Here is an 11,040-nt window from a genome sequence, read left to right on the forward strand (position 1 = left end):
TCGATACAGCTTCCGGCACAGCCGGAAGGTTCTCAGTGTTCAGTTGTCGAGCCGCAGCTCAGCGCAGGTATTACCGCTGATCGCGCTTCGGGCCGTCGAATCCGTCATAGCTACGACGGTCGGTGCGGCTGCGGAAGCCGCCACCGCTGGTCGAGGCTGCACGGTTGTCGCCGCCTTCGCGGTTTCCCTGGTATCCGCCGGAGGAGCGGTTGCCCTGGTAGCCGGTCGAGGGGCGGCTGTCGCGATCGCCGTACGAGCGGTTGTTGTCACGGCTGCCCTGGTATCCACCACCGGACGAACGGTTGCCCTGGTATCCGCCGCGGCTCTCGCCGTCACGGCTTCCCTGGTATCCGCCCGACGAGCGGTTGCCCTGGTAACCCGTCGACGGGCGGCTGTCGCGGTCTCCGTAGGACGGACGGCTGTCACGGTTGCCCTGGTAACCACCGCTGGAGCGATCACCCTGGTATCCACCACCGGACGAACGGTTGCCCTGGTATCCGCCGCGGCTCTCGCCGTCGCGGTTGCCCTGGTAGCCACCCGAAGAGCGGTTTCCTTGGTATCCGGTCGAGGGGCGGCTGTCGCGGTTGCCCTGGTAACCACCGCTGGAGCGATCACCCTGGTATCCGCCGCGGCTCTCGCCGTCGCGGTTGCCCTGGTAGCCACCCGAAGAACGGTTGCCTTGGTATCCACCGGACGAGCGGTTGCCCTGGTATCCGCCACGGCTTCCACCACGATCACCGAAGGAACGCTCGCCACGAGAAGAGCTCTCGCGCAACGGTTCTCCGGTCGGCTTCTTGGCACCGGTGATTCGAGCAAGTTCAGCAGAACCCGGGGTGACGGCAACGGCTGCGGCATTGACGCCGGCCATTCCGGTCAGCCGCTTGAACTGACGCTTCTGGTTGGGCAGCACGATGGCGACAACGGTGCCCTTCTCGCCGGCGCGAGCGGTACGACCAGCGCGGTGCAGGTAGTCCTTGTGGTCGGCCGGGGGATCGACGTGAACGACGAGGTCGATGCCGTCGACGTGGATTCCGCGTGCTGCGACGTCCGTTGCGACGAGGACCGGGGTGCGGCCGTTCTTGAAACGCTCGAGGACGCGGGTGCGCTGGTTCTGTGCCTTGCCGCCGTGAAGCGACTCGGCAGCGATGCCGACTGCGCGGAGGCGGTCGGTGATTCCCTCGCAACCGAGCTTGGTGCGGGCGAACATGATGGTGCGTCCGTCGCGGGCACCGATCTCGGCGAGGACTGAATCCTTCTGTCCACGATCGACGAGGAGGACGTAGTGCTCCATCGTGTCGACGCTTGCGCGGCCGTCTTCGGTGGAGTGGGTGACGTGGTTGGCCAGGAACTGACGAACCAGCGACTGGACCTCACGGTCGAGGGTTGCCGAGAACAGCAGACGCTGTCCGTCTGCGGGGGTCTCGCCGAGGATCGAGCGAACCTCGGGCAGGAAGCCCATGTCTGCCATCTGATCGGCTTCGTCGAGTGCGGTGATTTCCACCGAGTCGAGGATGCAGGTGCCCTGACGCAGGTGGTCGCCGAGACGACCCGGCGTTGCGACGAGGACGTCTACGCCGCGTCGGAGCTGATCGACCTGCTTGGCGAACGGCGTTCCACCGACAGCGGGACGAACCGTGAGTCCGAGTGCGCCGGCGTAGGAGTTGAGGGAGTCGACCACCTGGAAAGCAAGCTCACGGGTGGGGACGAGCACGAGTGCGCGGGGACGCTTGGCGGCCGGGCGATCTTCGTGGCGTGAGAGGCGGGTCAGCATCGGCAGGCCGAAGGCGAGGGTCTTGCCCGATCCGGTCTGTGCGCGGCCGAGAACGTTGGTTCCGGCGAGCGCGTCCGGGATGGACTGCGCCTGGATGGGGGACGGGACGGTGATGGAGTTGCGCGCCAATGCGGCAACAAGCTGCTCGGGCAGGCCGATCTCGGCGAAGGTGATACCCGGCTCGGTGGCGACTGCTTCTTCGGCAGCGGGGGTGTTGACGGTGGGGTCTTCGATGTTCTCGGAAGACGACATTTGGACAGCGTTGGTCACGCGGAAACCTCTCCGGACTACGGGCACGTCGCGGAGCGGAAGAAGCCATGCTGAAATACACGACACAGTTCGCAAAGGGACGAGCCAGGGCACATGTCACCTGGCAATCCGAACGCATACTGCGGGGAATTGGGCTGTGTGCCGTTATATGTTGACGGACCACGATGGTGGCCGTGATCCACTCTACGCCACCGGGGACACCGAAGTCAGGTAGCCCCGCCTGTGACCTGCACTACTACACGGGGTTACGCAGGTCAAGACTCAGTATGCGTTGAAAAGCAGTCGAAGTTCGGTGAGCCAGGGCACAGCCACCGCAACCGTGGGAACAACGAGAATCGCGACCGCCCCGAGATACGCAAAAACTGCGATGCGGGGATCTGCGTCGTCGGCCGAGAGGCGCTGCACCCGGATGAGCGTCGACGGCCCGCCCGCTGCCATTGCCCCGCGGGGTGCCGTCGATCCGGCACACGCGACAAGCGCCCGCGCGAGGGGAGTGGGACCGGTAGCCCGCACGGCTGAATCGTCGGCGAGCAACTCCACCAGGAGTTGTACCGATCCGAGCGCCGACTTGCTACGGACGAAGCGGGGGAACGCGTGATTGACGGCCGTGAAAGCCTCGAGGACCAGATCGTGACGAGCTCGCAGGTGGGAACGCTCGTGCGTCAGGATGGCTTTGACCTCGGCATGATCGAGGTTCTGCAGAGTGCCTTGACTGAGGACCACGCGTTGACGCAGACCTGGCAGGCAGTATGCGATCGGTTCGTCGACGTCCAGTACCCGCAGATCGGGTGTGCGTTCCACCGACGCGGGCATGGCGCAGTCGTCGAGAAGGTCCACCAACACGCGGTGACGTGCACGGCGACGTCGGGTTCTCACAGCGACCTGGATGATCGAGAAGATCAGCTTCGCGCCGATCAGAAGCGTCAGGGCAAAAACAACCACGTACAGAATCCACAGCGGGAGCCCGAGTGCATCGATTTCGGCGGTCGGGGCCGTCGTCGGCCTACCGTCAGCGCCGGGAACGAGCAGCTGGCTGGCAATGGCCAGGCCCGAGCTGAATGCCGACAACACCGCAGCAATTGCGACGGCTTGCCACAGAACCAACGCCGCGCGTGGAGCGCGGTAAGGCCACGTGGAGCGGCTCAGGAGTGCGGGAACCGGACCGGCCAGCAACAAGGCAAGCAGTCCGAAAACCAGTGCAGTAGTGGCGTTCATGTCCTACACATCATGCACGACGAAATCAGTTCGGCCTAGAAATTCCGGGCTGCGCAGCCTTTTTCGCGGACTCGCGCACCTCGAGGGCAGCGAGCGCCTCGCGGAGAGCATCGGCTTCGTCAGCATTGACCTGTCCCACGAAGTGGACGAGCGCCGCAGCGCGACCGCCGGACTCCGGAGCCTGGGCCAGCGCGTCGACCATCAGACTCGCGACCAGTTCTTCGCGCTTATTGACGGGAAGATAGCGATGTGCGCGATCGTCACGCTGCTGAATCACCAGATGCTTCTTCGCCAGGCGCTGCAGAACGGTCATTACCGTCGTGTACGCCAATTCGCGATGCGTCGCGAGTGCTTCATGCACCTGTCGCACAGTTTGCGGTTCCGATGTGGACCACAAATGATCCATCACCGCGCGTTCGAGTTCACCTAGACCTGCCATTCTTCGATTCTACGGACTTCCACGACGAAATACGTACTACTGGTAGTAGTAACCACCTCGGTGGGGGTGTGGTATTGGCCATAGTGATCTGCGTGACGGTTACGGTGGTGTGAGACGACGGAATTCCCGACAATGACGATGCCCGATAATTGCAAGCCAACAGTCGATCCGCAGAAAGTAGCCGCACGTAGATGACGATCGACAGTTCGCCGGGCACCGAAGAATCGACATCACGGGCGCGGGTAGTCACGCAGAAAGCTGTCGGCATCATCCGTTTCGGCATTCGCGACGCACCGTTGACGGTCGTTCTACTTCTCACCATGTGGATCGTGGGTGCCGCAACCGGCAGCCTCGTTCACGGACCGTCCCGCGATCTCGAGCACACGATCGGTGCCGGAATGGGCTCGATCCAGCACGGCCGCATCTGGACTCCGCTCACGTCCGTGCTGTGGGCAGGAAACCTGCTCGGGTACCTCGGCGCGACCGTGCTCCTGATCGCAGTCGCCGCACCCCTCGAACGCCGAATGGGAACGATCAAGCTTGCGATCGCCGGCGCAAGCACTCAAATCTTGGGAGTCCTGCTCGGGCTCGGCTGGGCGTCGTTTGCGAAGGTGTTCGATTCCAGTTGGGGATTCCGCCTCCACGTGGGCTCCGCGGTCGGAGCCAGTGCATGGATCGTCGGCGCTGCGATGGCCGCCAGCTCGAACATGGGCACCCTGTGGCGCCGTCGCATTCGCGTCGGAACTTTGGCGTTGACGATCACTTTGGCCTTGTTCAGTGGTCAGCTGCAAGACGTCATCCGATTCTTTGCCGCTGTGGTGGGTTTGGTGATCGGACAGTGGATCGTCGGACGATCGGCGCGCGGTGAGCGCATCGCCGGGACACAGCGAGAGGGTCGCGTCCTGGTCGCCATCGTCGTCGCGGCGAGTGCGATCGGCCCGATGATCGCCGCATTGTCCCCGCAGGCGGTCGGCCCACTCGCGGTCCTCCGTGACCTCTTCCGCGGAGTTCCCTGGACTGTCGCCGAGGTTCGAGAACTGTGCGAGGAGTCCTCGTCGGATCCGGACTGCCGACGAGGACTCCTCGAGCTCAGACTCTCCGGTATCGGCCCGACTCTGCTCTCGCTGATGCCGTCGATCTTCGTTCTCGTGTTGAGTGACGGGCTCCGTCGTGGCCGCAGATTCGCCTGGATTGCGACAGTGTGTGCTCAGGTAGTCCTACTCGTCCTCTCGATCGGGAACTTCGTCATCCGGTTCGTCGACGCCGTCGACAGTGACAGCTTGTTCTACGGAATCAGCGATCCGAACGTGTACCGAACTCTGGTGCCGTTCCTGACACCGCTCTTCGTACTGATCCTGCTGATCGCGACACGTCGATACTTCGACGTCGCGGCCCCGGCCAAGACATACCGACGTCTCGGTGCTGCGATCGTGACCTTGCTCGCGGTCCTCGCCGTGATCTACGTCGGCGGCGGAATGCTCGCCAGGCACGGGTTCGATCGCGAGCCAACCGTAACGATGTTGCTCGCGGACTTCCCTCAGCGCCTTGTACCGCCCGTGTACCTGCAGTTGATCGATCCGCGTCTGCTTCCCGTGGACATCGAGTCGACGTTGCTCTTCGAGTGGACCGGCGTCGTGTTCTGGGGCGTCGCCGCCGTGTTGGTGTTCGTGAGTTTCCTCAAGCCGGTCAAGACCGCCGATCCCAAAGCCGCCGAACGAGCGCGATCCATGTTGATCGCCGGTACCGGCAGCCCCTTGTCCTGGATGACGACCTGGAAGGGAAACACATACTGGTTCAGCGCGGACGGTTCGAGTTACGTCGCGTATCGCGTCATCGCCGGTGTTGCTCTCACAACCGGTGATCCGGTCGGTCCTCCAGATCGCATGCGCACGGCGATCGAGGAGTTTGCCGAGTTCGCTTCGTCGAACGGTTGGATTCCCTGCTTCTATTCAGTGACCGACGACGCCCGAAGCATCACTGATTCCATGGGCTGGAGCGGCCTGCAGGTCGCCGAGGAAACCGTGCTCGACCTCGGACAGGTCGCGTTCACAGGAAAGCGGTTCCAGGATGTGCGAACAGCACTGAACCGCGCGAAGAAGTCCGGGATCACGGCCGAGTGGATTTCCTTCCCTCATGCACCTCTCGCGATCAAGGATCAGATAGTTGCGATCTCGGAGGAATGGGTGGCGGACAAGGGGATGCCCGAGATGGGATTCACCCTCGGCGGACTCGACGAGGTCGACGACGAACAAGTGCGGTGCCTGATCGCCGTCGACGAGGATCGCACCGTGCACGGTGTCACGTCGTGGCTACCGGTGTACCGCGACGGCAAAGTCGTCGGGTGGACACTCGACTTCATGAGGCGACGCTCCGAAGGATTCCGTCCCGCGATGGAGTTCCTCATCGCCTCCGCTGCACTGAAATTGGAGGAGGAGGGCGTCGAGTTCCTCAGTCTGTCCGGTGCACCGTTGGCAACAATCGCCGGTGACTCCGAGAGGAATGCGAACGAACCGGAGGCCACGACTTTCTCGGCGATGATGGACAGCGTGCTCGACCTACTCGGTCGCACCCTGGAACCGGTGTACGGATTTCGTTCGCTGTTGGCCTTCAAATCGAAGTTCCAGCCGCGGTACGTGCCGATGCACATGACCTTCGCCGATCCAGCCGCGTTGCCGAGCATCGGGAACGCGGTCGGACGGGCGTACCTGCCAACCGTGACGATCGGTCAGGGATTCAAACTTGTTCGGACGATTCTGGGTCGCTGATTCGCGATCGTCACGCAGGCTTTGCCGGCCCGCCGACGGCGCCGAACACGTGCCGGGTACCGATCGGAACGATCAGCGGCCGATCCGAGACGGGATCGTCGATGACCGCAGCTTCGAGACCGAACACCTCGAGCAGAAGTTCCGCGGAAATGATGTCCTTGGGGACACCAGAAGCGACGACGGCGCCGTCGCGCATCACGATCAGATGATCGCTGTATCTGACCGCGAGATTGAGGTCGTGCAGAACCATCACCACGGTGCGCCCCATTTCCTCGTGGAGTTGATCCACCAGGTCGAGGACTTCCATCGAGTGCGCGAGGTCCAGATAGGTAGTCGGTTCGTCGAGAAGCAGAATGTCGGTTCCCTGGGCGAGAGCCATCGAGATCCAGGCCCGCTGGCGCTGACCGCCGGACAATTGATCGACGGGTCGATCGGCGAGATCCGAGACACCGGTCAGCTCCAGCGCTTCGGCGACCTCGCCCTCGTCGTCCGCGGACCACTGCCTGATCCACGACTGGTGCGGGTGGCGCCCACGTGAGACCAGATCGGCGACCGTGAGTCCTTCGGGCGCAACCGGAGTCTGGGGGAGCATTCCGAGCACCCGTGCGACTTCCTTGGTCTTCATCGAACTGATCGCCTTGCCGTCCAGGACGACCGATCCGCCCTTGGGCTTGAGCAGACGACCGAGCGCACGCAGGAGCGTCGACTTGCCGCAACCGTTGGGGCCGATGACCGTCGTGATCACGCCGGTAGGGATCTCGAGATCGAGTCCGTCGACGATGATGCGGTCCCCGTACCCGAGCGTCAGGTTCTTGGCGACGAGACGCGAAGGAGTATCGGTGGACTGGGCGATGGTGGTCATGCTGTGACCTTCCGATTGTTACGAACCAACAGGTAGAGCAGGAACGGACCACCAAGTGCGGAAGTCACGATTCCGACGGGGAGTTCCACAGGCAGAATTGTTCGAGCGATGACGTCGCTGCCGACCACCAGTACAGCACCGGTCAGCGCGGACGCCACGATGGGCGGGCCGGCAGAGCGCACCAGACGCATGGCGACCTGTGGCGCAGCCAGGGCGACAAAGCCGACCGGACCTGCTGCGGCGGTTGCGATGGCGGCCAGCGCCACGGCGGAGAGCAACAGCTTGGCCTGGGAGGATTGCAAGCGAACACCGAGTGAGGTTGCGTTGTCGTCGCCCAACCGCAGTGCTCCCATGGTGAACGAAGCGATCACCGCGTAGCCGCCGACTACTGCGACGGCGATGGCGACCGGCCACATCTGATTCCAGGTGGCACCGTTGAGTGAACCGTTGAGCCACACCTGTGCGCGAGAAGCGTCGTTGATGTCCGCCGAGATGAGGAGCCATCCCGTCGCTGCCACCAGCATGGCGTTGATGCCGATACCGATCAGGATGAGGCGGAACCCCTCGACGCCCTTGCGCCACGCCAGGGCGTAGATCACCACTGCTGTCAGTAGGCCGCCGCAGAGTGCAGCCAACGGAATCCCCAGTGTGGCAAGCAGTCCCACGAACGACCCGCCACCACCGAGCACGATGAGAGCAACCGCGGCAGCACTCGATCCGGCCGTGATTCCGAGGATGTCGGGGCTGGCGAGGGCGTTGCGAGCGATCGTCTGGGTGACCGCACCGGCAATGCCGAGTGCCATACCGATGAAGAGTGCGGTGAGCGATCGAGGAAGTCGGAGGTCGAAGACGATCAGGTTCTGTGTCTTGCTTCCATTACCGAGCAGGACGGAAATGACATCGGGGATCGAGATCGGATAGTCGCCGCGTCCGATGTTGATGCAGAGCAGAAGGAAGAGTGCGACCGCGAGGGCAATGCACACCGACACCGCGAGTGGACGGTAGACCAGCGAGAATCCACCGATACGAATCGACTTACGTGAGGGGACGGTCCGGGGGAGTACCCGGAGTTCTTGCTTGAGCGTCACAGACTTGCCAACTTCCTGCGGCGTACGAGAGCGATGAAGAACGGGGCGCCGAAGAGGGCCAGGATGATTCCGACCTGCAACTCGCCGGGGCGCACGACTACGCGACCGATGATGTCCGCGGTGATCAGCATGACCGCACCGAGCAAGCCCGCGTACGGGACCAGCCAGCGGTAGTCGGGTCCGGTGATGGCCCGGGCCACGTGGGGGACCACCAATCCGATGAACGCGATAGGTCCACACGCTGCGGTCGCGGCGCCGGTCAGCAGGGTGATCGCGATGATGCCGAGTGTGCGACTGAACGCGATGTTCGTTCCCAAGGCTTTTGCGACGTCTTCACCCAAGCTGAGGACATTGAGACCAGGCGTACTTGCCAGGGCGATGACCAATCCGAGTATCAGGAAGGGGAGGACCTGCCAGAGAACGTCGAACCCGCGACCGGACACCGACCCGACTACCCAGAAACGGTAGGCGTCCAGGCTCGTCTGGTCGAGGATTATCACGGCGTTGGTCATGGCTTGCAGGAAGAACGCGACGGCCGCGCCCGCCAGAGCCAGACTCAGAGGACTCGCGCCGCCGTTTCCGATGGAGGACAAGCCGAAGACGACGATGCTGGCGACGAACGATCCTGCAAACGCGAACCAGAGGTACTGACTCGGTGCGGTGAAGCCGAAGAGATAGATCGCCATGACTACGAAGAAAGCCGCGCCGGCGTTGAGGCCGAGTAGTCCGGCATCTGCCAACGGGTTACGCGTGTGTCCCTGAATCAGGGCGCCGGCGATACCGAGTGCGATGCCGACGACAAGACCCAGGATGGTCCGCGGAGCGCGCAACGTTCGCACGATGATGTCCGTCTGGGTGCCGTCCGAACTGAAGATGGCGTGGAAGATCTCGGCAAACGTCAGCGGACGTGCGCCCACCGCGATGCTCGCGAGCATGACGAGCGCGAGAAGAACCGTGAGCACCGCGAGACCGATCAGCCGGCGTCGACGAGTTGCCCCGACGCTGTTGTCGCGCGCGAGTTCCTCGAACCCTTCTTCGCGCGCCGTGCTTTCACGGACCACCTCGATACCGGTTCGATCGAACGGCCTGCGCAGAGCCCGGCGAACACCGATGGGCTGCTTTGTCTTCGCGTCACGCGTGACCAGACCTACCCATCCCTTTCCCGAGGTCCGGCCTGTGGCACCTTCGCGGAATCCCAGGTTCCACACGAGGAGACCAACGGCAATGGCTATTGCCGTCCCACCGAATACTGCGCGGTCGGCTTCGCCGCCACCGTTCTCGTCTCGGAGCGACTGAACGACGTACCAGCCGACGAGCAACGGAAGCAGGAACACCCCCGCGTCGAAAATCCCAGCTAGAACACGCATTCGGACAGGAGCCGGGCCGCGCGGCACTATGCGCCGTCCGTACGTCTCGCTGGGTCCTCGGGGATGTCCGTTCCCGAGCGGTTTGATCATCGTCACTGGCGGTTCGAGCTCCTGGTCTTTGTGCGCAGGGAATCCGCATCTTAGGTTACGGAACCCTATGTGGGTGTGCTCCCTGCGGGGCAAGTTCCTGTGAATATGCGGTGCCCAGCGTCACAGTTCTTTACTCTTGAATTATGGTGAGGCTAACCTACATTAAGAACCACAAGACAACTTCGGCCGATTGGAGTGCACGGTGACAATCACCTTGACCACCCAGCATGCGGATGTTCGTGAATTCGAACTCCGGTCGAACGCATTGAGCCGCACCAGCGTTCGCCTACGAGCACTCAACCCTGACTACCCGCGCGTCTACGCGGTTGCCGCCATGTCAGGTGAAGGCAAACGGCGTTGGTGGCAGTTGAGTGAAGGCTTGTGCGGGGATCGGGTGCATCAGATGTTCGCCCGCTCGCTCCAGGATCTCGACAGTGCCGAAGCTGCGGCGATACAGGTCGCAACATCACTGATTCACGCTGTGGTCGGCAGGGTTGCCGCATCGATCGTCTCCGAAGGTGCCGCTTGGGATCCAGGCCTCGAGAACCTGTTCATCCACATGGACAGCGACGGCGGTATCGACTGGGCCGGGGTGATCGACGAAACTCTGCGAGTTGCGCCGAACGGACGGGAGTCCGGCAGTGACGGCGTCGTCGACATGCCGTGCGAAGAAGCGCTCCTCGTCTGGACCGCGCACCGTTGCCTGACCTCGCTACGGGCGATCTACGACGCCGTCTCCAGGTGTGCGCCCGTCGACCAGTTCAGATTCTGGGGCTTGGTAGGGGAGTCGATCCTGGGCGCAGCGGCATATGTCCCCATCTTGGCCGGCGGGGGCGAATCAGCCGCTCAGCGCCGCGGGCAGGGGCTGCTGGACGCTTTTGTCGCCGCCGGACTGCCCGTGCGTGCACGCCGCAAGGTCTCGCTACGTCCTCGTTGGAACCAGTTCGACGAAGGGCTTGCTAAATTAGGTCAGCCTTGCCTATGATTGTGGAACACCGCGCGGAGAGCTACACCCCGCGAGAGTGACGAAACTGCCGGACCGCGCCGGAGTCCTGAGGGCTGCAGAGACTCCCGGTCCTTCCCACGGCGGGTTTCACATCGAATGATGTGAAACCCGCCGGTTCTTTTTCCAGACCTGATTCCAAGCTCGAGTTACCTCTCGTGTAATCAGGT

8 protein-coding genes are annotated in these 11,040 nt (G+C 63.2%); 2 read left to right on the plus strand and 6 right to left on the minus strand.

Annotation, left to right across the window (positions count from 1 at the left end; translation table 11 throughout):
* Positions 1 to 70: 70 nt before the first annotated feature.
* The 3 genes from ASU23_RS23370 to ASU23_RS23380 form a co-directional block, all read right to left on the minus strand.
* Positions 71 to 2,041 carry a DEAD/DEAH box helicase gene (locus tag ASU23_RS23370; RefSeq protein WP_030536379.1) on the minus strand — a complete coding sequence of 657 codons (1,971 nt, stop codon included), beginning with the start codon at positions 2,039 to 2,041 and terminating at the stop codon, positions 71 to 73.
* Positions 2,042 to 2,302: 261 nt separating this feature from the next.
* On the minus strand, positions 2,303 to 3,256 hold the full coding sequence (locus ASU23_RS23375; RefSeq protein WP_003944922.1) for a M56 family metallopeptidase: 954 nt from the start codon (positions 3,254 to 3,256) through the stop codon (positions 2,303 to 2,305).
* 25 nt (positions 3,257 to 3,281) lie between these two features.
* Entirely contained in the window at positions 3,282 to 3,695 is a 414-nt protein-coding gene (locus ASU23_RS23380) for a BlaI/MecI/CopY family transcriptional regulator (protein WP_003944876.1), read from the minus strand.
* A 191-nt stretch (positions 3,696 to 3,886) separates the two neighbouring features.
* On the opposite strand from ASU23_RS23380, the gene ASU23_RS23385 reads away from it, so the two are divergent.
* Entirely contained in the window at positions 3,887 to 6,460 is a 2,574-nt protein-coding gene (locus tag ASU23_RS23385; RefSeq protein WP_058038790.1) for a bifunctional lysylphosphatidylglycerol flippase/synthetase MprF, read from the plus strand.
* Positions 6,461 to 6,470: 10 nt separating this feature from the next.
* On the opposite strand, the gene ASU23_RS23390 is transcribed toward ASU23_RS23385, so the two are convergent.
* From ASU23_RS23390 to ASU23_RS23400, 3 genes are read right to left on the minus strand one after another with little or no spacing between them, the layout of a single operon-like run.
* On the minus strand, positions 6,471 to 7,322 hold the full coding sequence (locus ASU23_RS23390) for an ABC transporter ATP-binding protein (RefSeq protein ID WP_003945031.1): 852 nt from the start codon (positions 7,320 to 7,322) through the stop codon (positions 6,471 to 6,473).
* Complete coding sequence (locus ASU23_RS23395; protein WP_003944960.1) at positions 7,319 to 8,410, minus strand: iron chelate uptake ABC transporter family permease subunit; 1,092 nt, start codon at positions 8,408 to 8,410, stop codon at positions 7,319 to 7,321. Before ASU23_RS23395 ends, ASU23_RS23390 begins: the two co-directional genes overlap by 4 nt.
* Complete coding sequence (locus ASU23_RS23400) at positions 8,407 to 9,867, minus strand: iron ABC transporter permease (protein WP_073512408.1); 1,461 nt, start codon at positions 9,865 to 9,867, stop codon at positions 8,407 to 8,409. The genes ASU23_RS23395 and ASU23_RS23400 overlap by 4 nt, the downstream gene beginning before the upstream one ends.
* A gap of 202 nt (positions 9,868 to 10,069) precedes the next feature.
* Here ASU23_RS23400 and ASU23_RS23405 point away from each other — a divergent pair, with 202 nt between their 5' ends.
* Complete coding sequence (locus ASU23_RS23405) at positions 10,070 to 10,852, plus strand: hypothetical protein (protein WP_003944809.1); 783 nt, start codon at positions 10,070 to 10,072, stop codon at positions 10,850 to 10,852.
* The last annotated feature ends 188 nt before the right edge of the window (positions 10,853 to 11,040 follow it).

Source organism: Rhodococcus sp. KB6 (genome assembly GCF_001445685.1).
Classification (GTDB): Bacteria; Actinomycetota; Actinomycetes; order Mycobacteriales; family Mycobacteriaceae; genus Rhodococcus_F; species Rhodococcus_F qingshengii.